The organism is Mycobacterium gallinarum, assembly GCF_010726765.1.
In the GTDB taxonomy this organism is placed as follows: domain Bacteria; phylum Actinomycetota; class Actinomycetes; order Mycobacteriales; family Mycobacteriaceae; genus Mycobacterium; species Mycobacterium gallinarum.
In genome coordinates, this window is sequence record NZ_AP022601.1 from 4,350,214 (window position 1) to 4,376,667 (window position 26,454).

Below are 26,454 nucleotides of genomic sequence, written 5' to 3' on the forward strand. Positions count from 1 at the left end.
TTCCGTTCATCTGTTGCTTGCCGACTGCTACACCTGTTGTCGTAGGTTTTCGCGCGTCTGGCCGCAGCCCTGGCCGGGCAGCCCAACAGAAGGAACCGCAGCCATGGCGCTCGTGCCTCTCAATCTGCTCGTCACCCACAACGGCAAGTCCAAGCGTCAGCACATCACCTGCGTCTACAAATGCGGCGACGCATGCTCCAAGCCGGTCCCCAACACCAGCGACAACGAGTACTTCGGCGACATCGTCAAAGCCTTGTCGCGCCGCTCGATGCTGCGGGCCGGCGGCATCGCGGTGCTGGCCGTGGGTGCCGGTTCGGCATTGGCCGCCTGTGGAAGCGACGAACAGCCGGCCGCCACACCGACCTCGTCGTCCACGGCCCCCGCCGAGCCGCCCCCGGGCATGAGGTTCACCTCGGTTGCGCCCAACAGCGAGGACGCCGTCGTCATCGCCGACGGCTACCAGCAGGCGGTCGTCATCAGCTGGGGCGACCCCGTGCTGCCCGGTGCGCCCAAGTTCGACGTGGCAGGGCAGACCGGTGCCGCCCAGCGGGCACAATTCGGCTTCAACAACGACTTCGCCGGTCTGCTGCCGATCCCGGGTCAGCAGAATCGCTTCCTGCTGGTGACCAACTTCGAGTACGTCGACCCCATGTTCATGTTCCCCGGCTACGACAAGGACAAGCCGACCCGTGAGCAGTTCGACGTCGAGATCGCCGCCGTCGGCATGGGTGTCGTCGAGGTCGAGCGCACGCCACAGGGCCTCAAGCCCGTGATGGGCCGTTACAACCGGCGGATCACCGCCGACACCCCGATGACGCTCACCGGTCCCGCCGCGGGCACCGACTTCGTCAAGACCGCCGCCGACCCGGCCGGGCGCACCGTCGCAGGCACCTTTGCCAACTGTGCGGGCGGCGTCACCCCCTGGGGCACAGTGCTTTCCGGCGAGGAGAACTTCCAGGACTATTTCGGCGCCGCCGAGGGATCGCCCGCCCCTGCCCCGGTGGACGCCGACCGCCTCGACCGCTACGGCATCTCCGCCGAACCGTCGACACTGCTCTGGGAGACGTTTGACCAACGCTTCGACCTGGTGGCCACGCCCAACGAGCCCAACCGTTTCGGCTACATCGTCGAGCTCAACCCGTGGGATCCGGCCTCGGCGCCGGTGAAGCACTCGGCGATGGGCCGGCTCAAGCACGAGGGCGCCAACATCTACGTCACCGGCGACGGCACCGTGGTCGCGTACACCGGCGACGACGAACGCTTCGACTACATGTACAAATTCGTCTCGAGCAAGAAGATGCGCCCCGGTACCGATCCGGCCGCCATCGCCTACAACATGACGCTGCTCGATGAGGGCACGCTCTACGTCGCGAAGCTCTCCAGTGACATCCCGGCCAACGAGATCGACGGCTCGGGCAAGCTGCCGTCGAAGGGGTCGTTCAGCGGCGCGGGCACCTGGCTGCCGCTGGTGCGCTCCGGCCCCGACGGGCAGGCCGAGTCGCTGGTCGACGGCTTCTCGCCGCAGGAGGTCGCGGTCTTCACCCGGATGGCCGCCGACAAAGCGGGCGCCACCAAGATGGACCGGCCCGAGGACTTCGAGGCCAACCCGAAGACCGGCAAGGTCTACGTCGCGCTGACCAACAACAACGAGCGCGGCGCCCCCGGGGAGGCCCCACCCGATGCGGCCAACCCGCGCAACGACAACAAGAGCGGCCAGGTCCTCGAGATCACCGACAACCACGCGGGCACCGACTTCACCTGGGATCTGCTGCTGGTGTGCGGCGACCCCGCCGCGGCGGACACCTACTTCGGCGGGTTCGACAAGACGAAGGTCAGCCCCATCTCCTGCCCGGACAACCTGGCGTTCGACAGCCACGGCAACCTGTGGATATCGACCGACGGCAACGCGCTCGACTCCAACGACGGGCTGTTCGCAGTCGCGCTCGAAGGTCCTGGCCGCGGTGAGACCAAGCAGTTCCTCACCGTGCCACTCGGCGCGGAGGCGTGCGGCCCGGTCGTCACCGACGATCTGGTGACGGTGTGTGTGCAGCATCCCGGCGAGTACGACGACAACAGCATCGACGACCCCGTGTCACGCTGGCCCGAAGGCGGCAACGGGACGGCACGGCCGTCGGTGGTCGCGGTATGGCGGACCGACGGGAACATCGGCGTCTAGGCGAACGTACGGTTGGAGATGTGAGCTTCCCTTCCCAGAGACAAGTCCGTGTCGGCGTTCAACTGCAACCCCAACATGCACCGCAGTACAGCCACCTCCGCGATGCGGTGCGCCGCTGTGAAGACATCGGTGTCGACGTCGCGTTCAACTGGGATCACTTCTTCCCGCTGTACGGCGACCCCGATGGTGCGCACTACGAATGCTGGACGATGCTCGGCGCATGGGCCGAGCAGACGACCCGGCTGGAAATCGGTGCGCTGGTTACCTGCAACTCGTACCGCAATCCCGAGTTGCTCGCCGATATGGCGCGCACCGTCGACAACATCAGCGACGGCCGGCTGATTCTGGGTATCGGTTCCGGCTGGAAGCAGAAGGACTACGACGAATACGGCTATGAATTCGGTACCGCGGGCAGCCGCCTCGACGACCTCGCGGGCGCGCTGCCGCGGATCACATCCCGGCTTGCCAAACTCAATCCGGCACCGACGCGCGACATTCCGATCCTCATCGGTGGCGGTGGTGAAAAGAAGACATTGCGCCTGGTCGCCCAGTACGGCGACATCTGGCACAGCTTCGCCGACAGCGCCGAGTACCCACGCAAGGCCGAGGTGCTCGACGGCCATTGCGCCGAGGTCGGGCGCGATCCCGCTGAAATCGAGAGGTCAGCGGGTGTCGCGGGCGACGACGAGGACGCGCTGCTCAAGGAGGCCGACGCATTGGCGGGGCTCGGAGTGACCCTGCTGACCGTCGGCGTCAACGGCCCCGACTACGATCTGACGCGGGCGGAGGCTTTGTGTCGCTGGCGCGCGAGTCGCACCGGCTAATTACTGAAGCTGCGTAACTGCTCCGGGTCGGGTATATGCCGTGAGAGGCTTGTACCGCCATGCCCAAGAAGTATGGATTCAAAGAGAAGGACCTCGTGGTGGCGCACGTGGTCAACCTGATTCTGACCGGCAAACTCCGGTCCGGAGATCGAGTGGACCGCAACGAGATTGCGCACGAACTCGGTGTTTCACGGGTGCCCATTCAGGAAGCCGTCGTACAACTCGAGCACGACGGCATCCTATCGACGCAATATCACCGCGGCGCTTACGTGGAGACGTTCGACGAATCCGTCGTCCGCGAGCACCACGAAATCTATGGGATGCTCAGCGGTGTCGCGTCGGCACGCGCCGCCGAAGCCCGCAACCCGGCGCACCTCCACCAGCTCAGTACCTTGCTGGACACGATGCGCGCCAACATCGACTCGCGCGCCTTCCAGGACGCGGCGTTTCAATTCCGCGTCCTGATCAACGAGGAGTACTCGGGCCCACGGCTACTCGCCGTCATCCGGGGGTCGCAGTCGTTCCTGCCGCGGGCATTCTGGCCGGCTTACCAAGACAATCACCGGGATCTGCTGCGGTTTCTGGAGGCGGACTACGACGCCGTACGCGCCGGCGACGGCCCGGCCGCGCGTGCCGCCAACAACGGGCGAGCCGCGCTCATGGCGCAGATCATGCTCACCGAACTGGTGCGCCGCGGTGTGCTGCCGCCCCAGGGCGTGGCGCACGTTGAGTTCTGATCGAGCTGAAGGCGGTGCGTCCGGGCCGGAGGTCGATACCTTGCAGGGATGAGCTTCTGTAGGACACTCGCCGTGGCGCTCATCGCACTGCTGGTCGGCAGCATCGGGATGGCCGCCCCCGCGGCGGCCCAGATCGACCAGTGCGCGCCGCCCGGCATCACCAGCGCCAGCGCGCTACCGACCAACCTCGCGGCCGCCGCCACCGGACCCGACGAGGACCGGTACACCACCGCGACAGTGCAGCCGCTGGACTCCATCGACGTCACATCGCTCGGACTGAGCGTGCCGGGCACGCTCACCGTCGGCACATTGTCGGACGCACCGCCGAGCATCTGCATCGACTCGGCGGGTCAGTTCACTGGCTTCGACAACGAGCTACTGCGGACCATCGCCGAAAAGCTGGGTCTGAGAATCAATTTCGTCGGCACCGAGTTCTCCGGCCTGCTGGCACAGGTGGCGTCGCGACGCTTCGACGTCGGGTCGTCGTCCATCACCACCACCGACGCGCGCCGCCGCACAGTCGGTTTCACCAACGGCTACGACTTCGGCTACTTCTCGCTCGTCGTGCCGACCGGATCGCCGATCACCGGATTCGACAAGCTCGCCGCCGGGCAGCGCATCGGCGTCGTGCAAGGCACCGTCCAGGAGGCGTACGTCATCGACACGCTCGGCCTGGATCCCGTCAAATTCCCGGACTACAACACCGTCTACGCCAGCCTGAAGACCCGGCAGATCGACGCCTGGGTGGCGCCGTCACAGCAAGCGTCGGGCACGGTGCAACCGGGCGATCCCGCCGAGATCATCGAAAACACCTTCAGCTTGGACAACTTCGTCGCGTGGGCGGTCGCGAACGACAACCCGCCGCTCATCAACGCGCTGAATTCCGGGCTCGACGCGATCATCGCCGACGGCACCTGGTCGCGGCTCTACACCGATTGGGTGCCGCGCGCGCTGCCGCCCGGATGGAAACCGGGCTCCAAGGCTGCGCCCGCACCGCAGCTGCCCGACTTCACCGCGATCGCCGCCGAGAACCAGGAGGCGCCTACGGCTGCGTCCGAGCCCAAGTCGACCCTGTCCCAACTGGCTGCGGCGTTCGGCAACTGGGAGTTGTACAAACAGGCCATTCCCGATCTGTTCAAGACCGGCCTGCCCAACACCCTGATTCTGACGGTCAGCGCGGCCGTGATCGGTTTGACGCTCGGCATGGCACTGGCGGTGGCGGGCATCTCCCGGCATCGCTGGCTCCGTTGGCCGGCGCGGGTGTACACCGACATCTTCCGCGGACTGCCCGAAGTGGTGATCATCCTGCTGATCGGACTCGGGCTCGGCCCGGTGGTCGGCGGGCTCACCGGAAACAACCCGTATCCGCTGGGCATCGCCGCCCTTGGGCTGATGGCCGCCGCGTACGTCGGGGAGATCTTCCGGTCAGGCATCCAGAGCGTCGAGTCCGGGCAGATGGAAGCATCACGCGCGCTGGGCTTCTCGTATCCGTCGTCGATGCGCCTGGTGGTGATCCCGCAGGGCATCCGCAGGGTGCTGCCCGCCTTGATGAACCAGTTCATCTCGCTGCTGAAGGCGTCGTCGCTGGTGTACTTCCTCGGGCTGATCGCCACCCAGCGCGAGCTGTTCCAGGTCGGCCGAGACCTCAACGCGCAGACCGGCAACCTGTCGCCACTGGTCGCCGCCGGAATCTTCTACCTGCTGCTCACGGTCCCGCTGACACATTTGGTCAACTACATCGACGGCCGATTGCGGCGCGGCAACAAACCCACCGCGGAAGACGACCCGCTGGAGCTGTCGCGAAGTCAGGAGATGATCTGATGACCAGCCCCGCTGAGCCGGTATCGTTGAGCGCCAACGATATTCACCTGTCGTTCGGTCCCAACGCGGTGCTGCGCGGTGTGGACATCGACGTCCCCGCGGGCACCACCACGGCGGTCATCGGGCCATCGGGGTCGGGCAAGTCGACATTGTTGCGGACGCTGAACCGGTTGTACGAGCCCGATCGCGGCGACATCCTGCTCGACGGCCGGTCGGTACTGGCCGACAATCCGGACCAGTTGCGGCAGCGCATCGGAATGGTCTTCCAGCAGTTCAACCTCTTTCCGCACCGCAGCGTGCTGGACAACGTGACGCTGGCGCCGCGCAAGCTCAAGCGGCTCGACGCCGAGCAGGCGCGCGAACTCGGGTTGGCCCAACTGGACCGCGTCGGACTGAGGCACAAGGCCGGGGTGCGCCCGTCGACCCTGTCCGGCGGGCAGCAACAGCGGGTGGCGATCGCGCGGGCGCTGGCGATGGCGCCGCAGGTGATGTTCTTCGACGAAGCCACCTCCGCGCTCGACCCCGAGTTGGTGAAGGGCGTCCTGGCGCTCATCGCCGAGCTCGGCGCCGATGGCATGACGATGATCGTCGTCACCCACGAGATGGGGTTCGCCCAATCGGCGTCGGACTCCGTGGTGTTCATGGACCACGGGAAGGTCGTCGAGTCCGGCTCACCCGACCAAGTGTTCGGGGCCGCCGAGACGGACCGGCTCCAACGCTTCCTTTCGCAAGTTCTCTGAGCTTTTACGTGCTCGTCACACAACTTGGCAGCCTCAGACAGGTTAGACTGCCGAAATTATGGTGGAGACCGAACCGCAGGTCGCTGAGCTGGCCGGAGAGCTGCAGCGCGTCCTCTCCCGCGTGTTCTCCGTGCTCCGCCGGAGCGATCCCAGTCGGGATGCCGCCACCGGCGATCTGACTCTTGCCCAGTTGTCGATTCTGCTGACCCTGCTGGAGCAGGGACCGATCAGGATGACCGAGCTCGCCGCGCACGAACGGGTGCGCACACCCACGACGACGGTCGCGATCCGCCGGCTGGAGAAACTCGGGCTGGTGAAGCGCTCCCGCGACCCCTCCGACCTACGGGCGGTCCTGGTCGACATCACCCCCGAGGGCCTGGCCCAGCATCAGGAAGCGCTGGCCAATCGGCGGGCCTTCCTGGCCAAGCTGCTCGAAAAGCTCGGACCCGAAGACCTCGAGACGCTGACCAAGGCGCTGGTCCCGCTCGAGCGCATCGCCGAATAACCCCTCAGCCCAACCAGTCCAGCACCGCCGCGGCGGTCCATGACTGCTGCATGCTGCCCAACGGTTCTCCGGTGAACGGTTCGTAGTACTCGGCGAAGGTGCCGTCGCTGACCTGCCGCAGCCCTTCGCGCCGAAGGATCAGCGACCGTTCGGCCCAGCCGCGACGCGCGAAGCACCACGAGAACAGCCACGTCGTCACCGGCCAGACCGGCCCACGCCAGTACTCGCGGGGGCGGAAGTCGCGCGACACCGGCGACGTCGTCGGAATCAGCGCGAACTTCAGGTCCGGATGCCCGCAGAAGCGCGGCCCTTCCAACAGCCGCAGCAAGGCACGCTCCTTGTCGTGCCGCAGCCCGCCACACAGCAGCGGCGCGAACTGCGCGACCGTCTCGGTGGCTATCCACTTCTCGGCCCGCACGTCGTAATCCCTTGCCGCGCCGTTACGTTCGTCGGCGGTTTCGACGACGCCCCTGCGGAACCGTTCGGCCCAGGCGTACAGGTCCCGCACGTCGGAGCGTGGCCGCTTGTAGTCCTCGCCGATCTCGGCCAGCACATCGCACGCCACGGCGAGGATCGCCGATACGAACACGTCCTCGACGGCGAAGCTCATCACCTTGGGTAGCAGCTCGTCGTCGTAACGAGCCGACTTCATCTCCTCGAGCAGCCAGAGATAGCGGTCGTACTCGATGTCCGACGGCCGTTGGCTGGCGTCGGTGACGATCGCGTTGTCCGCACGCTGGTATTCAGGCAGCCGGCCGGGGACGACATTGGCGTAGGCGCTGTCCCACCGCGGCGAGTTGTCCATGCCGGACTCCCAGCCGTGGTACATCGTGACCCGGCCGCGCGATCTGGGGTCGCGGGCCTCAGCGAGCCAGCGGTGCCACCGGACCAGGTCGTCCCACCGGCGGTCGAGAAACGCCTCGGCGACGGCGCGGGTCGACCGGCCACGACTGCGGGCGTGGTCAAGGATGCGCTGGACCGCGATCGCGTGCACCGGCGGCTGCGTGATGCCCGATGTGTGGCGGTTACGTGGGGCGTTGGCGGCAAGCGCTGACGTGGCCCACCTCGCCGGTCCTGGGAAGTATCCGTCCACGCCGTTGGCGAAGACGATGTGCGGGATCATGCCGTTGGCCCACTGCGCCGACAGCAGGGTGTCGAGCTCGACGACGGCGCGTTCGACACTCAGCGGAGCCAGCCCGATCGCCACGAAAGCGGCGTCCCAGCTCCACATATGCGGATACAGCAGCGGCGCCGCCGTGGTCATGGTGCCCAGGTCGTTGCCACGCAAAAGATACGCGGCGCGGGCCGCCAGTTGCGTCGGCGCGAAGCCGGAATCGTGGGCCATCGTGTCAATGATGCGACGGCCGGGCACGAGTTGCAGGTCGGTAGGGTGACTTCGTGTCGAATGTCGCCGCCGACGCGGCCCGGATGCCGAATGTCGCCGCCGGCGCGGCTCCGAAGCCGACGGCGATGATCACCGGGGCCTCGCGCGGGCTCGGTGCGGCCATCGCCCGCGCACTCGCACCCACCCACACGTTGTTCCTCGCGGGGCGGCCGTCGGCGGAACTCGACGCGGTCGCCGCCGAGTACGGGGCCACCACCTGGCCGGTCGATTTCGGTGACCTCGACGCCATCGAGGTCGCCGTCGAACCGATCGTCGAGCTGGACGTCCTGATCCACAATGCGGGCGTCGCGTACCCGGCCACCGTTCCGGATTCGACAGTCGACGAGTGGCGCTCCACCATGATCGTGAATGTCGTTGGTCCGGCGGCACTTACGCTGCCGCTGCTGCCTGCACTGCGCGCAGCCAGAGGCCACGTCGTCTTCGTGAACTCCGGGGCGGGCATCAACGCGTCTCCCGGCCTGGCGTCCTACACCGCGAGCAAATTCGCACTACGCGGGTTCGCGGACTCCCTGCGCAACGACGAGCCGTCGCTGCGGGTGACCTCGGTGCACCCGGGCCGGATCGCGACCGAGATGCAGGAAGGTCTGGTCGCCTACGAGGGCGGTGAGTACGACCCCTCGAAGTACCTGAGCCCCGAAACTGTCGCGAAAGTCATAGCCGACGCGGTCAACGCGCCGCCCGACGCGCACATCCACGAGGTGATCGTCCGACCCCGATAGCGATTTCGGTGTCGACAGTCGCGGTGAGCGCGACCGGCTACACCGAAATCGCGTTTCGGATGATGGCGGTCACACGATCGGGATATTCAGTTAGGTCCAGCCAGGTGAAGCGCAGCACCTGCCACCCCATCAGCATGATGTTGTTCTGACGCAATCGGTCCGCGTGGAAGTCTTCGGTAGCGCTGTGGAACGCAAGCCCGTCAACTTCTATCGCCACCTTCTGTCTAGGGAACCCGACGTCAACCTTGTAGCCACCGAGGGGGTAATTCGTCCGCCAACCGGTGATGCCCGCTTCGCGCAGGCATCTGACGAGAAGGCGTTCGGCGACAGACCGTGCGCCATCAGAAGCCGCCTGCAGGCGTATTCGCGCTGCCGGCGCCCCGTAACGACCCTTGTTCCGCAAGTGCGCGTCCCACAGCTCGCACAGCTGGACATCCTGTTGAAGGGCCTTGTCCATGATCTTCACCCCACCGCGCTGCCTGACTGCTGCCTCGATGACCGTCAACGGCAGTGCGGTTACACGCAGGCCACGCCGCTCGACAATGTCGGCGAGGGACAAGTCGCGCCTGCGCATGACCGAACCTGGCTTCGATCGCCCACTTCCGTTCCGTGGCAATGTCACTTCGACGCGATCCGGCGCGAAGTTGGTAAGACCGTGCCACCATGCGGCCGCCAGGCCGCTCGCTACTGCAAGGTCGCCGTAGGCCCATACCGTGGCGCGGACTCGCGCAGCGTCGGTGAAGGGCCGGTCGTCTGAGAAGTAGACGCCAGGCGCGCATCTCCGAAACTGACCGGACTGCACTCGCCGATTGACGGCGTGCTTGCTCAGTCCCACATCGCGAGCCTGTCGCAGTGTCAACACACCGTCGTGTCGACGCAGATACTCGTTGAGCACTTCGACAAGGACGCAGCGATGGTCCGCCGGGTTCCCTAGCCAGCGATTTCGGTGTCAACAGTCGCGGTGAGCGCGACCGACTACACCGAAATCGCAATCAGGCGACGATGTTGACCAGCCGACCCGCCACCACGATCACCTTTTTCGGCGTCTTGCCGTCGAGAAACTCCTGCACCTTGGCATCGGCGAGCGCTGCGGCCTCCAGCGCATCGGCATCGGCGTCGGCGGGCACAGTGATGCGTCCGCGGACCTTGCCGTTGACCTGTACCGGCAGTTCGACGGTGTCCTCGACGAGGTACTGCGGGTCGGCCACCGGGAACGGCCCGTGCGCCAGCGAGGTGTCGTGGCCCAGCCGCCGCCACAGCTCTTCGGCGAGATGCGGCGCCAACGGCGCGACCATCAGCACCAACGGCTCCAATGCCGCCCGCGCCGTCACCCCCTGCTTGGTCAAGTGGTTGGTGTACTCGATCAGTTTGGCCGCGGCGGTGTTGTTGCGCAGGTTTGTGTAGTCGTCGGATACTCCGGCGATCGTGCGGTGCAACACCCGCAGGGTGTCGTCGTCCAACGCCTCGTGGGCAGCCGACCGCTCGGCGCCGGTCTGCTCGTCGACCACCAACCGCCACACCCGTTGCAGGAAGCGGTAGGCGCCGACGACATCCTTTGTCGCCCATGGCCGCGACGCCTCCAACGGGCCCATCGACATCTCGTAGACCCGCAGCGTGTCCGCGCCGTAGTCGTCGCAGATCTCGTCGGGCGACACCGAGTTCTTCAGGCTCTTCCCGATCTTGCCGAACTCCTGGAAGACCTCGATCTCACCGTCGGGTGCGCGCCAGTAGAACTTTCCGTCGCGTTCGACGACCTCGGCGGCAGGCACGTACGAACCGCGCGCGTCCGTGTAGGCGAACGCCTGGATGTAGCCCTGGTTGACCAGCCGGCGGTAGGGCTCGCGCGACGACACATGGCCGAGGTCGTAGAGCACCTTGTGCCAGAAGCGGCAGTACAGCAGATGCAGCACCGCGTGCTCGACGCCACCCACGTACAGGTCGACGCCCCCGGGATCGTCCGGCCCGTGCTCGGCCGGGCGCGGTCCCATCCAGTACGCCTCGTTCTCCTTGGCGCACAACTCTTCCTTGTTGAGCGGGTCGGTGTAGCGCAACTCGTACCAGGAGCTCGCCGCCCACTGCGGCATGACGTTGGTGTCGCGGGTGTAGGGCTGCAGGCCGTCGCCGAGATCCATCTCGACGTGCACCCATTCGGTCGCCTTGCCCAGCGGCGGCGACGGCTCGCTGTCGGCATCGTCGGGATCGAACTGCACCGGGGCGTAATCCGGAATGTCGGGCAGCTCTACGGGCAGCGCGGATTCGGGCAACGGATGTGCCCGGCCGTCGGCGTCGTAGACGATCGGGAACGGCTCGCCCCAATACCGTTGCCGCGCGAACAACCAGTCGCGCAGCTTGTACTCGACGCGGGCCTGCCCGCGCCCGTCGGCGACCAGCCGATTGGTGATGGCCTCCTTCGCCGATGCGACGGACAGCCCGTTCAGATAGTCCGAGTTGACCAGCTCGCCGTCGCCGGAGTAGGCCTGCAGCGAAATGTCGCCGCCGGCAATCACTTCGGTGATCGGCAGGCCGAACGTCGTGGCGAATTCCCAGTCGCGCTGATCGTGACCGGGCACCGCCATGATGGCCCCGGTGCCGTATCCCAGCAGCACGTAGTCGGCGATGAACACCGGAACCTGTTGGCCGTTGGCCGGATTCGTCGCATACGCGCCGAGGAACACGCCGGTCTTGGTCTTGTTCTCCTGACGCTCCAGATCCGACTTGGCTCCGACGGTCGCGCGGTAGGCCGCGACCGCCTCGGCGGGGGTCGCCGCATCGAACGTCCAGCGTGGGTCGGCGTCGGCCGGCCACTGGCCGGCCACAAGCCTGTCGACCAACTCGTGTTCAGGCGCCAGCACCAGGTACGTCGCGCCGAACAACGTGTCGGGCCTGGTGGTGAACACCTCGATGTCGCCGGCGTCGGTCGCGAACTGGACCGCCGCACCGGTGGACCGGCCGATCCAGTTGCGCTGCATGGTCTTGACCTTGTCCGGCCAGTCCAGCAGGTCGAGATCGTCAAGCAGCCGGTCAGAGTAAGCGGTGATGCGCATCATCCACTGCCGCAGGCGTTTCCGGAACACCGGGAAGTTGCCGCGGTCACTTCGCCCGTCGGAGGTGACCTCCTCGTTGGCCAGCACCGTGCCCAGACCCGGGCACCAGTTGACCAGCGAGTCCGCCCGGTACACCAGTCGGTACGAGTCGACGACATCGGCGCGCTCACCGGCGCTCAACTCCGACCAAACCCGGCCATCATCCAACGTCCGGCTACCCGAATCGAATTCGGCGATCAGCTCGGCGATCGGCCGCGCTTTGTCCACCGACGGGTCGAACCAGGCGTTGTAGATCTGCAGGAAGATCCACTGCGTCCACTTGTAGAAGTCGACGTCGGTGGTCGAGAAGCTTCGCCGTGCATCGTGCCCCAGCCCCAGCCTGCCCAGCTGGCGGCGGAAGTTGACGATGTTGGCCTCGGTCCTGGTGCGCGGATGCGTCCCAGTCTGAATCGCGTACTGCTCGGCGGGTAGACCGAAGGCATCGAAACCCAACGCGTGCAACACATTACGCCCGGTCATCCGGTAGTAGCGGGCATAGACGTCGGTGGCGATGTAGCCGAGCGGATGTCCGACGTGCAGGCCCTCCCCCGACGGGTACGGAAACATGTCCTGCACGAACATCTTGTCGGCGGGGACAGGGCCGCGATCAGGCTCGGCCAGCGAGCCCACCGGGTTGGGCACATTGAACGTCCCGGAGTCCGCCCAGCGCTGCTGCCAGGCACGCTCGATCTGCCCGGCCAGCTCCGCGGTATAGCGGTGCTGCGGGACATCAGTGCCGGCGTCGGGCGATTCAGTCACGTGAACAGGGTATAAGCCCGCCGATCGTGCTCTCGCCGGCCACAGGTTGGTCTCGGTTACGTCACCGGTCGGTCAGAGCTTGATCCCAGGTCGGTTCCGGCCCTGGTGACCGTCGCTTCGCCGTGGATACAGTCGGCGCCTGACCACATGGCTGACGAGCCCGACAGTGAAAGGACCGACGGCGATGAACGACAACGCCCGACGCTGGAGGACTCCGGCTACCGGTGTGGCTGCGGCCACCGTCGGCGTCCTCTTCTTCGCCGGCGTCCCCGCCGCGGCCCAGCCACTGCAGCCGGTCGCGCCGCAGCCCGGTCCCGCCGTGGTGTCGCAGACCGCGGCGACACCCAACGCCGCCCTCACCCCCGCCGTTCCCAACACGGCGTTGACCGTCCCCGCCGCACCCAACGCCGCGCTGGCGGTCCCGTCGACACCGAATCCCGCGGTCGCACCGGCGATGGCCAACCCCGCCCTGACCCCGGCGACGCCGGTCGCCGCCGCGGCCGCGCCCGGCGGCGTCACGGCCCCGCAGGTCGCCGCCCCGGCGGCGGTACCGATCACCCCCGCCAACGCGGGCAAGCTGTCGGACTTCTTCCAGTCCAAGGGCGTGGCGATGGAACCTCAGGTCAGCCAGAACTTCAAGGCCCTCAACATCGTGCTGCCGATGCCGAGGGGCTGGGCACACGTGCCGGATCCGAATGTGCCCGACGCGTTCGCCGTGATCGCCGACCGCGTGGGCGGCAATGGCCTGTACTCCTCGAACGCCCAGGTCGTGGTGTACAAGCTGGTCGGCGACTTCGACCCGCGCGAGGCGATCAGCCACGGGTTCGTCGACAGCCAGCAGCTTCCCGCCTGGCGGTCCACCAACGGGTCGATCGCCGAGGTCGCCGGGCTGCCGACGTCGACCATCGAAGGCACCTACCGCGACAACTCCATGACGCTGGACACGTCGCGCCGACACATCATCGCCACCGCGGGTCCGGACAAGTACCTGGTGTCGCTGGCGGTGACCACTAGCGTGGACCAGGTCGTCGCGGCGGCCGACGCCACCGACGCGATCGTGCGGGGCTTCAAGGTCGGCGTCCCCGGCGCAACCCCGCCCCCGGGAACCCCGCCCCCGGGCGCACCCGCTCCCGCACCGCAGGGTCAGCCGGCTGCGCCCGCCCCCGCGGCTCCGGCCATTGGACTAACTGGATAACAGGGCCTGTTCCCCCGGGCGAAGCCTGGCGCCCGGGGGGACGCCCTGAACCCAAGAACCGCCGCCTCGTATTCTGTGGCGCATGTTCATCGTCGCGGTGTTGTGCCTGTGCGCCGCAGTCGCGATCGCAGGTCTCGGTGTTTGGCTGCTGACTCGGCCACGGACGGCGGATCCGATCCAATCTGTGCTCCGCGGGGTGGCCCCGACCCAGCTCGCCGCCGCGGCGATGCTGGCCTCCGCAGGCACCGTGGCGCTCTCAAGCCACCCCGACACCGCGCTCGTCGTGGTCGTCGTCTGCGTAATCGGTGCCGTGAGCACGGTCGCGGCCGGCTGCTGGCAGGCGGCCAAGGTCATCGCGAGCCGAGAGGCGGCCGCTGCGGGCGGTGCGGACGGTTGTGGTGGTGCCTGCGCGACATGCACGCTGTCATGCGGCTGAACGGTTGGCGCGCAGCGCTTTTCAGTTGCGGCTGATATCGATTGGGTGCGTCGCGAGTAGCGACAGCGGCAGCGGCTGACGGCGCAGGACCCGAGCCCACAAGTCCATCCGGGGCTCGGCGAGTACGTCGGTTGGCAACGCGGACAGCACAATCCAGTCGTCGCGCTCGATCTCACCCTCCAGCTGACCGATGGTCCACCCCGAGTAACCGGCGAAAATCCGCACCCCTTCGACCACCGGTGCGATCGAATCGGGTTCGGCGTCGAGATCCACCATCACCATGCGGCCCTGCACGTGACGCAACCCGGGCAGGCCGGCCGGGTCCATACCGACCCGCAGGGTCGCCAGGCACAGTGCGGCGTCGCGCTTGACGGGGCCCCCGATGAACATCGTCTTCGGTTTGGTGGCCAGCTTCGCCCATTGCGGCAGCACGTTGTAGACCGCGGTCTCGCTGGGCCGGTTCAGCACCACACCCAGCGTGCCGCCGTCGTTGTGCTCGACGATGTAGATGACACTGCGCCGGAACGTCGGCTCGAGCAGGTCGGTGTTGGCGAGCAGGAGTGTGCCCGCGCGGACCCGGTGTTTCGCAGGCGCTATGAAGTCCTCCGGGTCCTCTGAGTGCGCCATCACACCATCATCGCATCAGCAACCAGCGAACGTGGCGAACAAAGCCGGTCCGGCGGGATATTTGTACTGTGGGTCGGGGGGCCGCCGAACATCGATCGCCGCAAGCCGCCCCGGCGATGCAGCAGGGACGGGATTGTCGTGGTCGAGGCACGTTCGCCGCTCGCCCTGTGGCAATCGGTACGCGCCCTTCCCGAGTTTCGACGCCTGCTCGAGCTTCGGCTCGTCAGTCAGTTCGGTGACGGGCTGTTCGCCGCCGGCCTGGCGGGCGGGCTGCTGTTCAGCACTGAACGGGCCGCGACGCCGTGGGCCATCGCCGGTTCATTCGCGGTGCTCTATCTGCCGTACTCGCTGCTCGGCCCGTTCGCGGGCGCGCTGCTGGACCGCTGGGACCGGCGCCTGGTGCTCATCGGCGCCAACATCGGACGCCTGCTCATGGTCTTGGTCGTCGCATCGCTGCTCGCGGCCAGCGCTCACGATCTGGCGATTCTGGTGGCCGCGCTGATCGTCAACGGCTTCACCCGATTCGTCTCCTCGGGTCTGTCGGCGGCACTGCCGCACGTGGTGCCGCGAGAGCAGGTGGTGTCGATGAACTCGGTCGCCACCGCGGCCGGCGGGGCCGCCGCCTTCCTCGGCGCCATCTTCATGCTCCTGCCGCGCTGGCTCTTCGGGGCAAACGACGTCGGCGCCTCGACGATCATCTTCATCGTCGCGGTGCCGGTGGCGTTTGCGCTGTGGCTGTCGTGGCGCTTCCCCCCGCATCTGCTCGGTCCCGACGACAGCAAACGCGCGGTCCACGGATCGATCGTGTACGCGGTGGCCACCGGTTGGGGACACGGCGCCCGCACCGTCGCGGCGGTGCCGTCGGTGGCCGCGACGCTCGCGGGGCTGGCCGCGCACCGCATGGTGCTCGGCATCAACAGCCTGCTGGTGCTTGTGCTCGTCCGGCACGCCGACGTCGATGTGCCGGACGTCGCGGGTCTGGGGACGACGGCATTGTTCTTCGCGGCCGTCGGCATCGGACAGTTCCTGGCAGCCGCGGTCATGCCGGTCGCCGTCGCACGGTGGGGCCGGTACGCGACAGCCAACGGGGCCTTGGCGATCGCCGCGGTGATTCAGATACTGGGCTCCGGCCTGCAGCTGGCGGTGATGATGGTGTGCGGCTTCTTCATCGGACTGGCCGGCCAGGTGGTCAAGCTCTGCGCGGACAGCGCGATGCAGCTGGACGTCGACGACGCGCTACGCGGCCACGTGTTCACCGTCCAGGACGCGCTGTTCTGGATCGCATTCATCCTCGCCGTGACGGCGTGCGCCGCGGTGATTCCTCCCGGCGGCCACCAACCGGCGCTCGTCCTCGCAGGTGCCGGCATCTACCTGCTCGGATTGGCCGCGCACGCCACGCTCGGGCGGAGCCGACGCCAAGGCTAAGGTGACGGCATGGCTGGTGCCGAGCCGATGGTCGCTGACCTGCGCGCCGAGAGCGACGAACTCGACGCGCTGGTGGCCGACCTTCCCGCCGCACGTTGGAGTGAGTCCACACCGTCGCCCGGATGGACCATCGCCCACCAGATCGCGCACCTGTTGTGGACCGATCGCGTCGCACTCACCGCCGTCACGGACGAAGCCGGATTCGCCGCCGTGTTGGAGGAGGCGTCGAAGGATCCATCGGGATTCGTCGATGCGGGCGCCGAAGAGCTGGCGTTGACGCCGCCGGACGAACTGCTGGCCGATTGGCGCCGCACCCGCAGCCGTCTGCACGACGAGCTGTTGACAGTGGCTGACGGACGCAAGCTGCCGTGGTTCGGTCCGCCGATGAGCGCCCCGTCGATGGCGACCGCACGGCTGATGGAGACGTGGGCGCACGGTCTCGACGTCGCCGACGCACTCGGTGTCGACCGGCCCGCCACCGCGCGCCTGAAGTCGATCGCCCACATCGGCGTGCGGACCCGCGATTTCGCCTTCGCCGTCAACGGCCTTGCGCCACCGGCAGATCCGTTCCTCGTCCAGCTGTCCGCTCCGGACGGGTCGACGTGGTCGTGGGGGCCGGACGACGCGGCGCAACGAGTCACCGGCTCGGCGCAGGACTTCTGCATGCTGGTCACGCAGCGCCGGCCACGGTCGCAGCTCGATGTGACGGCCACCGGTGCGGACGCCGAGCGGTGGCTCGGCATCGCGCAGGCGTTCGCCGGGCCACCCGGACCGGGGCGGGCCTGATCAGAGCTCGTCAGCCCCATCGGCCTTGCCGTCGGCGTCACCGTCGCTCAGCTTGATATCCCACCGCCCGTCGCCGTCGGTGTCGACGAAGGCGTGCTCGGCGCTCACCGCGCGGTCGGCCAGCCCGTCGCCGTTGACGTCGAGCAGCCGGTCGTCGACCTGGCCGTCCGCATCGACGTCGACCACCGCACCCCCCGAGTGCTCCACGCCGTCGAGCCCGAACCACCTCAACGACCCGCCCCGGTCCAGGCTCACCACCCACGTGCCGGTGCCGTCGTCGGTGAAGTAGGCCGCGTCGGACAGGTGATCGCGCACCAGGTGATCGGCCACACCGTCGGCATCCAGATCCGCCATCGCATCGTCGAGCAGACCGTCCCCGTCGAAGTCCAGACCGACGGCGTCGAGCGCACCATCACTGTTCAGGTCGATATCCGGGGCAGCGCTCCAGATGGTGGCCGACCCGTCACCGTCGCCGAGGCAGTACTCCATACCGATCAGACGGTGTGGTCGCCTCGCGCGTTCCACCATGTGGTCAATTCCTCGACGGCTTCGTCATGCGACAGCGGGCCACGGTCGAGTCGGAGCTCCTTGAGATACCGCCACGCCTCGCCGACCTGTGGCCCGGCCGGGATGTCGAGCAGCCGCATGATCTCGTTGCCGTCCAGATCGGGCCGGACGCGCGCCAGATCCTCCTTCTCGGCCAGCTCGGCGATGCGCGCCTCGAGATCGTCATAGGCCGCCTGCAGGCGCGCCGCGCGCCGCTTGTTGCGGGTCGTGCAGTCGGCGCGAACCAGCTTGTGCAGTCTCGGCAACAACGGGCCGGCGTCGGTGACATAGCGCCGCACTGCCGAATCACTCCACCTGCCGGTCCCCTTGCCGTCGGCGTAACCGTGGAACCGCAGGTGCAGGTACACCAGCTGCGAGACGTCCTCGATCATCTGCTTGGAATACTTCAGCGCGCGCATCCGCTTACGCGCCATCTTCGCGCCCACCACCTCGTGATGGTGAAAGCTCACCCCGCCGTCGGCTTCGTGCCTGCGCGTGGCCGGCTTGCCGATGTCGTGTAGCAGCGCCGCCCAGCGCAGCACCAGATCCGGGCCGTCTGATTCCAGGTCGATCGCCTGACGCAGCACCGTCAACGAATGCCAGTAGACGTCTTTGTGCTGATGGTGTTCGTCGATCGCCATCCGCATGCCGCCGACCTCCGGCAGCACGACGTCGCCGAGCCCGGTCTGCACCATCAGGTCGATACCGGCGACCGGGTCCGCGCCCAGCAGCAGCTTGTCCAGTTCGGCGGCCACGCGCTCGGCGGAGATGCGTTGCAACTGAGGCGCCATCTCGATCAGCGCCTCCACCACCCTCGGCGCAACGGTGAACCCGAGCTGCGAGACGAACCGGGCCGCGCGCAGCATCCGCAGCGGGTCGTCACCGAACGAGATCTCCGGCGCCGCAGGGGTATCCAGAACCTTGGCCTGCACCGCCGCCAGGCCGCCGAGGGGATCGTAAAACTCGCCGGGACCGTCGGCGGTGATGCGCACGGCCATCGCGTTCGACGTGAAATCGCGACGCACCAGATCGTCCTCGAGGCGGTCGCCGAACCGCACCTCAGGATTGCGTGACACCTGGTCGTAGGTGTCGGCACGGAACGTGGTGATCTCCAGGCGGTCGTCGCCCTTGCCCACCCCGACCGTTCCGAACTCGATGCCGGTGTCCCACATCGCGTCGGCCCACCCGCGCAGCATCGCCTGCAGCTGCTCCGGCCGCGCATCGGTGGTGAAGTCGAGGTCGTTGCCCAGACGGCCCAGCAAGGCATCGCGCACACTGCCGCCGACGAGGAAGAGTTCGTGCCCCGCGTCAGCGAACACCCGGCCCAGCTCGCGCAGGACGTCGCCATGCCGGTTCAGCGCAACTTGCGCCGCGGCAAGCAGTTCAGCATCAGCACCCGATCCGGCCACGTTCGGACACCCTAATAGCAACGGGTCCATCACGACCGGTGAGTGTGGCGGGAGCGATACTTCGTGGCAGCTACTATCGCTTGGGTGTCGGACGGCGAACATGCAAGACCACGACGGCGCCGCGGGCGACGTCGCGGCCGCCGCGCGGCAGGTCCTCCCGAGGCCGGTCCCCAGCCAGCCGACCACCACAACAACTCGTCCGTCAACGGCTCAAAAGACCAGGTAAACGCCCAGCCCAAGCCGCAGAAGTCACGTCCGCGCCGACCACCGGACCGGCTGCGCACAGTCCACGAGACCTCAGCGGGCGGGCTCGTCATCGACGGCATCGACGGTCCCAAAGACGGCCAGGTAGCCGCCCTCATCGGGCGCACCGACCGGCGCGGCCGGATGCTCTGGTCGCTGCCGAAAGGCCATATCGAACTCGGTGAGACCGCCGAGCAGACTGCCATTCGCGAGGTCGCCGAAGAGACCGGAATCCAGGGCAGCGTGCTGGCCGCGCTGGGCAGCATCGACTACTGGTTTGTCACCGAGGGGCGCCGAGTGCACAAAACCGTGCACCATTACCTGATGCGATTCCTTGAAGGAGAGCTGTCCGACGAGGACGTCGAGGTCAGCGAGGTGGCCTGGGTGCCGCTGAAGGAGCTGCCGTCGCGGCTGGCCTACGCCGACGAACGTCGGCTCGCCGAGGTCGCCGGTGAGCTCATCGACCGATTGCACGCGGACGGGCCCGCCGCGTTGCCGCCGCTGCCACGGACCTCGCCGCGGCGACGGGCCCAGACGCACTCGCACACCCGCAACCGTCGTCCCGACGATAAGACAACTCGGCGGACGAACGGCTGCGGCCAAGGGCCGTGAGCGCCCCGCGCAGGACCCTCGCCGGGCCCACGCCTGGCGGGCTGGGCCCACACCCGATGGGCCCACGCGCGCAGCGCAGGGGAGGTCGGGGAGTGACGCGCCTGCTCGTCGCGATCGGGCTGGTGGCACTGTTCGTCGTACCGTTCGCACTCCCCCGCGCCGCCGCCGGTGAACCCGGTTCGACGCCGTTCCTGACGGTACGCATCGACCGCGTCACCCCCGAGGTCGTCACCACGACCAGCGAACCCGTCGTGACTGTAGCCGGCACCGTGGAGAACGTCGGCGACCGTCCCGTGCGTGACGTGATGGTGCGCCTCGAGGACGCCGCGGCCGTCACGTCGTCAGCGGGGCTGCGCACCAACCTCGCAGGCAACGTCGATCAGTTCGAACCCGTGGCCCAATTCGTCACTCTTGCACCAGAACTGGCGCGCGGGCGCGCTGTCCCGTTCACTCTGTCCTACCCGCTGCGGTCCGCGGAGCAACCGTCGCTCGGCATCGAGCGGCCCGGTGTCTACCCAGTGATGGTCAACGTCAACGGGACGCCCGACTACGGGTCGCCCGCACGCCTCGACGACGCCCGGTTCCTGCTGCCGGTACTCGGCGTCCCGCCCGATCCTGCCTCCGACACCGACGACGCGCTGACGGCGGTGGTCCCGCCGGACACCTCCAAACCGGTCGGCCTGACCCTGTTGTGGCCCATCGCCGACCGGCCGCGGCTGGCTGCGGGCGCACCCGGTGGCACCACACCGATCCGATTCATCGACGACGACCTCGCGACGTCCCTGGCACCCGGCGGACGGCTCGATACCCTGCTTTCGGCCATCGAATTCGCCACCGGCCCGCAGGTCGATCCCGACGGGAACGTCCGCCTCGCAACGTGTCTGGCCGTCGACCCCGACTTGCTCGTCACCGTCAACGCCATGACGGGCGGCTACGTCGTCAACGATGGTCCCGACGCCGGGCCGGGCACCCCGACGCACCCCGGCGCCGGCCAGGACGCCGCCGTGGCCTGGCTCAACCGGCTCCGCGGCATCGCACAGCGCATGTGCGTCGTATCGACCACCTACGCGCAGGCCGACCTCGACGCGCTGCACCGGGTCGGTGATTCCGGGCTGTCCACCATCGCCGTGAAATCCGCGGGCGACATCGTCGACCAAATCCTCGGGATCGCGTCGGTCCGAGGCGCCAGCCTCATCGGCGACGGACCCCTCACCGGGCCGGCGGTGCAACTGCTGTCCGCACTGGGCCCACGCCCGCAGGGCAGCGGCGAGCAGACCGTCGCGATCGGCGCCGCCGAGGTCGCGGCATCGGATGCCGACAGCGCAAACGGCACCGCGCCAGAACCCGCCGATACGCGGCCGGTGCGATACGCGCCGAACGTCGTCGCGGCGCCGTTCGACCCCGCGGTGGGCGCCGCGCTGGCCGGGGCGGGCGCCGAACCGGTCACACCGTCATACGTCGACCCTTCGCTGGACGTTCCCCTGCACCACGGTTCGGACGTGGCGCGCAGACAAGACGCCGTCGGCGCGATGATGTGGCGGGCACTGCAGCCCGACATCGAGCCCCGCACCGAGATCCTGATGCCGCCGATGGCGTGGAGCCCCCAGCCGGCGGACGCACAGGCGATCCTCACCGCGGCGGCCACCATGATCAACGCCGGGATGGCGCGGCCGCGCCCGCTTACCCAGGTGATCACCGACGGCAATGCCGTACCGCCGCAGCGCATCGCGCCGCTGCCCGACGCCAACCTCGGAGATTCGCGCGGGCGGTTCGACGACGCCGTGGTGTCGGGCATCGCGGCGGTAACGGCCCGGCTGTGGGGTCTGACGACCGCATTGACCACCGACGAACGCACGGGCCTCACCGGCTACGGCTACACGGCGCCGCTGCGCGAGGACTCGCTGCGCGCGCTGAGCCAGTCGGTGCGACCGGATGCGCGCAACGGCCTTGCGCAGCAACGGCTTACGACAGTGAGCCGCACGGTCGAAGACCTTTTCAACGCGGTAACCATCGTCAACCCCGGCGGCTCCTACACGCTGGCGACCGAACGCAGCCCCCTCCCACTCGCCGTCCGCAACAACCTGCCCGTGCCGATCCGGGTGCGGTTGGACGTTGACGCGCCGCCGGGCATGACCGTGACCGACATCGGCGAGATCGTGGCGCCGCCCGGTTTCCTGCCGCTCAAGGTTCCGATCGAGGTGCACTTCACCCAGCGCGTCGCCGTCGACGTGGCACTGCGCACCGCCGACGGTCTGCCGCTCGGCGAACCCGTGCGACTTTCAGTGCACTCCAACGCGTACGGCAAGGTGCTCTTCTTCATCACGCTGACCGGCGGGGCGATCCTCGCGCTGCTCGTCGGCAGACGGCTCTGGCACCGATTCCGCGGCCAGCCCGACCGCGCCGACCTCGACAGACCCGATCCCCTCGAGGTCGCGATGCGCTTCGACGAGGACACGGTTGCTCAGACCGGGGAGAAATGAGTACCGTCCCGGGCTCTCCGAGCGTGGGCCCAGGCCCGCGCGGCCGCCCCGGGCCGCCCCCTCCCCGCGTTGACCTAAGTGGCCCCCCGCCGCCACGGTCCCGCACCGGGCCGCCGCGGCCGTTCGGTGCCCGCAACCCGGTGCCCGGTCCCCCACCGCCGCCGCCCCGCAGGCGTTCGGCCCCACCGCCACGGCTGCCCCGCAGCCCCGCACCCAGGCGCCGCGCCGGACGCCCCGAATTGTCCGACGCCGCGGTCGTTTCGCGCTCGTGGGGCATGGCATTCGCGACCCTGATCAGTCGCCTCACCGGGTTCGCCCGCATCGTGCTGATCGCCACCATCCTCGGTGCCGCGCTGTCCAGTGCGTTCTCGGTGGCCTATCAACTTCCGAACCTCATCGCCGCGCTGGTGCTGGAGGCGACGTTCACCGCGATCTTCGTGCCCGTGCTCGCGCGCGCCGAACGCGACGACCCCGACGGCGGGACGGCGTTCGTGCGCCGGCTGGTCACCCTGGCGACCACGCTGCTGCTGCTCACCACCGCGCTGGCCATCGTGTCGGCGCCGCTGCTGGTCGAGCTGATGCTCGGCGCCGACCCTCTGGTGAACCGCGACCTCACCAAGGCGTTCGCATATCTGCTGCTGCCGCAGGTGCTGTTCTACGGGCTTTCTTCGGTGTTCATGGCGATCCTCAACACCCGCAACGTGTTCGGGCCGCCCGCGTGGGCTCCGGTGTGCAACAACGTCGTCGCGATCGCCACGCTTGGCCTCTATCTCGTTGTGCCCGGCGAGCTTTCGGTGGATCCGGTCCAGATGGGCAACGCGAAGCTGCTTGTCCTTGGCATCGGCATGACGCTGGGGACGGTGACTCAGGTGGTGGTGCTCCTCGTCGCGTTGCGGCGCGAGCGGGTCAGCCTGCGTCCGTTGTGGGGCATCGATGCCCGGTTGAAGCAGTTCGGTGCGATGGCGTCGGCGATGGTGCTCTACGTCCTGATCAGTCAGATCGGACTGATCGTCGGCAACCGAATCGCCAGTGGCGCTGCGGCTTCCGGCCCGGCGATCTACAACTACACCTGGCTCGTCCTGATGCTGCCGTTCGGCATGATCGGGGTGACGGTGTTGACGGTGGTGATGCCGCGGCTGAGCCGCAACGCCGCGGCGAACGACAATCCGGCGGTGCTGGCCGACCTGTCGTTGGCCACCCGGCTGACGATGGTGACGCTCATCCCGATCGTGGCGATGATGACCGTCGGCGGTCCGGCCATCGGCAGCGCGCTGTTCGCCTACGGGAACTTCGGCGACGTCGACGCCGGCTACCTCGGCATGGCGATCTCGCTGTCCGCGTTCACGTTGATCCCATATGCCCTGGTGTTGCTTCAGCTTCGGGTGTTCTACGCCCGGGAGCAGCCGTGGACGCCGATCGCACTGATCGTCGTGATCACCGTCGTCAAGATCGCGGCGTCGGTGGCCGCGCCGCACCTCACCGACGATCCTGATCTGGTCGCCGGCTATCTCGGCCTGGCCAACGGGCTGGGGTTCCTCGCCGGCGCGACAGTCGGCTTCTTCCTGCTGCGCGCGAACCTCAACCCACCCGGCGGACGACTCATCGGCCTGCAGGTGGTCCGCACCATCCTCGTCACGATCTGCGCGTCGCTGATCGCCGGTCTGATCGCCCACGTCGTCGACCAACTGTTCGGCCTCGAGTCGCTGACCACCAACTGGGGTGGCGCGGGGTCGTTGCTGCGGCTGCTGGTGCTCGGCCTGATCATGGCGCCGACGATCGCCGGTGTGCTTCTCGCCGCCAAGGTACCCGAAGCAGAGGCCGCCCTCGGTGCGGTGCGTCGTCGCCTGGGCCGCACCCGACCCGCGCCAGCGACACCGGCGAGGGTGGCCTCACCACCGAGAATGCTGCCCGACCAGCCTCCGCCGGGCACTCCCCTCACGTACGCTCGTCAAAGGAATTCGTCCGCGTCAATACGACGCCCGGCCCCGCCGGTCGTAGGGCGCGAACCCTCGGGGGAGGTTGTCAGGCATGAAATGGGGAAAGGACCAGCGGTGAGCAACGAACCCGCAGGCGGCTCCGCGCCCGACAACACCGCCACGGCGAAGATCCCGGTACCGCCGCCCCCGACCGACCACGAATCACCGGTGGCCGCCGACGACTTCCAGCCCGACGTGCCGACTCCCGATATCCCCAGCGCCCCGTCGCCCGCCGATTTCAAGGCGACCGTGCAGGAGCCCGTCGACTTCGGCGCAACGGCCCGCCTGTCGACGGCGGAACCCAACGGCACCGCGCCGATCCCGGCATCCGGCCGGCCGCCGTCGGACTACGGCGGCGATCCGACCCGCGAATCGCTGCCCTTCGACGTGCCTCGCGAGCCGCCGATCGAGGCGGCGACGTCCGATGAGGATGTCCATCTGATCCCCGGCGCGGTCATCGGCGGCGGCCGATACCGGCTGCTCGTCTTCCACGGCGGGCCCCCGACGCTGCAGTTCTGGCAGGCACTGGACACCGCGCTCGATCGCCAGGTGGCGCTGACGTTCGTCGACCCGGACGCGACGCTGCCCGACGAGCAGCTGCAGAAGATCCTGGCCGCCACACTCAAGCTGAGCCGCTTGGACATGCCCGGTGTCGCCCGGGTGCTCGACGTGGCGAACACCGGTTCCGGTGGTCTGGTGGTTTCGGAGTGGATCCGGGGCGGGTCCCTGGCGGAGGTGGCCGAGACGTCGCCCTCCCCGATTGGTGGCGCGCGGGCGATTCAATCCCTGGCGGCTGCCGCTGAGGCCGCGCATCGCGCGGGTGTGGCGATGTCGATCGATCACCCCAGCCGCATACGGGTGAGCATCGAGGGCGACGTCGCGCTGGCGTTCCCGGCGACGCTGCCCGATGCCACCCCGGAAGATGACATCCGCGGTATCGGCGCGGCGCTGTACGCGCTGCTGGTCAACAAGTGGCCGTTGCGCGAGGAAGGCGTGCGCAGCGGATTGGAATCCGCCGAACTCGATCCCGCGGGACAGCCCGTCGAACCGCGCTCCGTCGACCGTCAGATTCCGTTCCAGATCTCGGCGGCGGCGGCCCGCGCGGTGCAGGAGGGCGGCGGGATTCGTAGTGCGCCGACGCTGCTGAACCTGCTACAGCAGGCCACCGCGGTCGCCGATCGCACCGAGCTCATCGAGCCGGTCGACGAGCCGGTCGCTGCGCCGGCGCCGCAACGGTTCCGCGAGCGAGACCCCGAGGATCCCGACGCGCAAGCCCGCCGCCGCAAGGCTCTGCTGATCGGGCTCAGCGTCGGCGGCGCGATCATCATCGTCGCGCTGGTGGTGCTCGGCACCGTGCTGACCCGGATCTTCGGCGACGTCGGCGATGGACTCGGCGGTGACGAACTGGGGCTCAATGCGCCGGGTACGTCGGAGGCCGGCGAGGTTGGCGCCGGGGAAGACGTGAAACCCGTTTCGGCAACGGTCTTTTCGCCCGAGGGCGAGGCGGACGCGCCCGCCGAGGCCCGCCTCGCAATCGACGGCAACCCGACCACCGTGTGGCCGATCGACACGTACACCGACCCGGTGCCGTTCCCGAACTTCAAGAACGGTGTCGGTCTGATTCTGCAGCTGCCCGAGCCCACCAAGATCGGCGAGGTCGACATCGATCTCAACAGCACGGGCACGGCCGTGGAGATCCGGTCGGCACAGTCGCAGACGCCGGCCTCGCTGGCCGACACGACCGTGCTCAAGTCGGCCACCAGCCTGCAGCCCGGGCAGAACACCATCAAGCTCGACAACGCCGAGCCGACGTCCTACCTGCTGGTCTGGGTGTCGACCCTGGGCACCGTCGATGGCGAGAACCGTTCGGACATCGCGGAGATCACCCTCAAGGCGGCGGGCTAACCGAACTATCCCCAGCCTGGCAAAGATGTGTCGGAGGGGCCCGTG

20 protein-coding genes are annotated in these 26,454 nt (G+C 68.2%); 14 read left to right on the plus strand and 6 right to left on the minus strand.

Annotated elements, in window-relative coordinates:
• Positions 1 to 103: 103 nt before the first annotated feature.
• Genes G6N42_RS21475 through G6N42_RS21500 form a run of 6 tightly spaced genes read left to right on the plus strand, consistent with a single transcriptional unit; the run spans position 104 to position 6,803 of the window.
• Complete coding sequence (locus G6N42_RS21475; RefSeq protein ID WP_163732527.1) at positions 104 to 2,176, plus strand: PhoX family protein; 2,073 nt, start codon at positions 104 to 106, stop codon at positions 2,174 to 2,176.
• Positions 2,177 to 2,196: 20 nt separating this feature from the next.
• Positions 2,197 to 3,000, plus strand: a complete 804-nt coding sequence (locus tag G6N42_RS21480; protein ID WP_163732530.1) for an LLM class F420-dependent oxidoreductase — start codon at positions 2,197 to 2,199, stop codon at positions 2,998 to 3,000.
• A 59-nt stretch (positions 3,001 to 3,059) separates the two neighbouring features.
• Entirely contained in the window at positions 3,060 to 3,737 is a 678-nt protein-coding gene (locus tag G6N42_RS21485) for a GntR family transcriptional regulator (RefSeq protein ID WP_163732533.1), read from the plus strand.
• A 48-nt stretch (positions 3,738 to 3,785) separates the two neighbouring features.
• Positions 3,786 to 5,558, plus strand: a complete 1,773-nt coding sequence (locus G6N42_RS21490) for an ABC transporter substrate-binding protein/permease (RefSeq protein ID WP_163732537.1) — start codon at positions 3,786 to 3,788, stop codon at positions 5,556 to 5,558.
• Positions 5,558 to 6,298 carry an amino acid ABC transporter ATP-binding protein gene (locus tag G6N42_RS21495; protein WP_163732540.1) on the plus strand — a complete coding sequence of 247 codons (741 nt, stop codon included), beginning with the start codon at positions 5,558 to 5,560 and terminating at the stop codon, positions 6,296 to 6,298. The genes G6N42_RS21490 and G6N42_RS21495 overlap by 1 nt, the downstream gene beginning before the upstream one ends.
• Positions 6,299 to 6,356: 58 nt before the next feature.
• On the plus strand, positions 6,357 to 6,803 hold the full coding sequence (locus G6N42_RS21500; RefSeq protein WP_163732543.1) for a MarR family winged helix-turn-helix transcriptional regulator: 447 nt from the start codon (positions 6,357 to 6,359) through the stop codon (positions 6,801 to 6,803).
• A 4-nt stretch (positions 6,804 to 6,807) separates the two neighbouring features.
• Here the strand turns inward: G6N42_RS21500 and ggh are convergent, their stop codons facing one another.
• Positions 6,808 to 8,148 carry a glucosylglycerate hydrolase gene (gene ggh, locus G6N42_RS21505; protein WP_163732546.1) on the minus strand — a complete coding sequence of 447 codons (1,341 nt, stop codon included), beginning with the start codon at positions 8,146 to 8,148 and terminating at the stop codon, positions 6,808 to 6,810.
• 83 nt (positions 8,149 to 8,231) lie between these two features.
• Here ggh and G6N42_RS21510 point away from each other — a divergent pair, with 83 nt between their 5' ends.
• Positions 8,232 to 8,927, plus strand: coding sequence for an SDR family oxidoreductase (locus G6N42_RS21510; RefSeq protein WP_163737976.1), 696 nt, complete (start codon positions 8,232 to 8,234; stop codon positions 8,925 to 8,927).
• A 37-nt stretch (positions 8,928 to 8,964) separates the two neighbouring features.
• On the opposite strand, the gene G6N42_RS21515 is transcribed toward G6N42_RS21510, so the two are convergent.
• Both G6N42_RS21515 and leuS read right to left on the minus strand, forming a co-directional pair.
• Positions 8,965 to 9,822 carry a DUF559 domain-containing protein gene (locus tag G6N42_RS21515; protein WP_163732548.1) on the minus strand — a complete coding sequence of 286 codons (858 nt, stop codon included), beginning with the start codon at positions 9,820 to 9,822 and terminating at the stop codon, positions 8,965 to 8,967.
• A gap of 97 nt (positions 9,823 to 9,919) precedes the next feature.
• Entirely contained in the window at positions 9,920 to 12,769 is a 2,850-nt protein-coding gene (leuS, locus tag G6N42_RS21520) for a leucine--tRNA ligase (protein ID WP_163732551.1), read from the minus strand.
• A gap of 184 nt (positions 12,770 to 12,953) precedes the next feature.
• Here leuS and G6N42_RS21525 point away from each other — a divergent pair, with 184 nt between their 5' ends.
• Positions 12,954 to 13,964 (plus strand): LpqN/LpqT family lipoprotein, encoded by a 1,011-nt coding sequence (locus G6N42_RS21525; protein ID WP_163732555.1) that lies wholly within the window; start codon positions 12,954 to 12,956, stop codon positions 13,962 to 13,964.
• An 82-nt stretch (positions 13,965 to 14,046) separates the two neighbouring features.
• Positions 14,047 to 14,400, plus strand: a complete 354-nt coding sequence (locus G6N42_RS21530) for a hypothetical protein (protein ID WP_163732558.1) — start codon at positions 14,047 to 14,049, stop codon at positions 14,398 to 14,400.
• Positions 14,401 to 14,421: 21 nt separating this feature from the next.
• On the opposite strand, the gene G6N42_RS21535 is transcribed toward G6N42_RS21530, so the two are convergent.
• The gene (locus tag G6N42_RS21535) at positions 14,422 to 15,027 is read right to left on the minus strand and encodes a YqgE/AlgH family protein (RefSeq protein WP_163732561.1); all 606 of its coding nucleotides are present in this window, start codon (positions 15,025 to 15,027) and stop codon (positions 14,422 to 14,424) included.
• Positions 15,028 to 15,165: 138 nt separating this feature from the next.
• Between G6N42_RS21535 and G6N42_RS21540 the strand changes: the two genes are divergently transcribed.
• A complete protein-coding gene (locus tag G6N42_RS21540) occupies positions 15,166 to 16,452 on the plus strand; it encodes an MFS transporter (RefSeq protein WP_163732564.1) in 1,287 nt (428 codons plus the stop codon).
• A 9-nt stretch (positions 16,453 to 16,461) separates the two neighbouring features.
• Complete coding sequence (locus G6N42_RS21545) at positions 16,462 to 17,238, plus strand: TIGR03084 family metal-binding protein (protein ID WP_163732567.1); 777 nt, start codon at positions 16,462 to 16,464, stop codon at positions 17,236 to 17,238.
• Here the strand turns inward: G6N42_RS21545 and G6N42_RS21550 are convergent, their stop codons facing one another.
• Positions 17,239 to 17,727 carry a pullulanase gene (locus G6N42_RS21550; protein ID WP_163737978.1) on the minus strand — a complete coding sequence of 163 codons (489 nt, stop codon included), beginning with the start codon at positions 17,725 to 17,727 and terminating at the stop codon, positions 17,239 to 17,241. It abuts the gene before it with no gap.
• A 5-nt stretch (positions 17,728 to 17,732) separates the two neighbouring features.
• Entirely contained in the window at positions 17,733 to 19,223 is a 1,491-nt protein-coding gene (locus G6N42_RS21555) for a CCA tRNA nucleotidyltransferase (RefSeq protein ID WP_163737977.1), read from the minus strand.
• A 54-nt stretch (positions 19,224 to 19,277) separates the two neighbouring features.
• Between G6N42_RS21555 and G6N42_RS21560 the strand changes: the two genes are divergently transcribed.
• From G6N42_RS21560 to murJ, 3 genes are read left to right on the plus strand one after another with little or no spacing between them, the layout of a single operon-like run.
• The gene (locus tag G6N42_RS21560; protein ID WP_163732570.1) at positions 19,278 to 20,048 is read left to right on the plus strand and encodes an NUDIX hydrolase; all 771 of its coding nucleotides are present in this window, start codon (positions 19,278 to 19,280) and stop codon (positions 20,046 to 20,048) included.
• A gap of 56 nt (positions 20,049 to 20,104) precedes the next feature.
• A complete protein-coding gene (locus tag G6N42_RS21565) occupies positions 20,105 to 22,528 on the plus strand; it encodes a DUF6049 family protein (RefSeq protein ID WP_163737979.1) in 2,424 nt (807 codons plus the stop codon).
• A complete protein-coding gene (gene murJ / locus G6N42_RS21570) occupies positions 22,525 to 26,409 on the plus strand; it encodes a murein biosynthesis integral membrane protein MurJ (protein ID WP_163732573.1) in 3,885 nt (1,294 codons plus the stop codon). Before G6N42_RS21565 ends, murJ begins: the two co-directional genes overlap by 4 nt.
• The last annotated feature ends 45 nt before the right edge of the window (positions 26,410 to 26,454 follow it).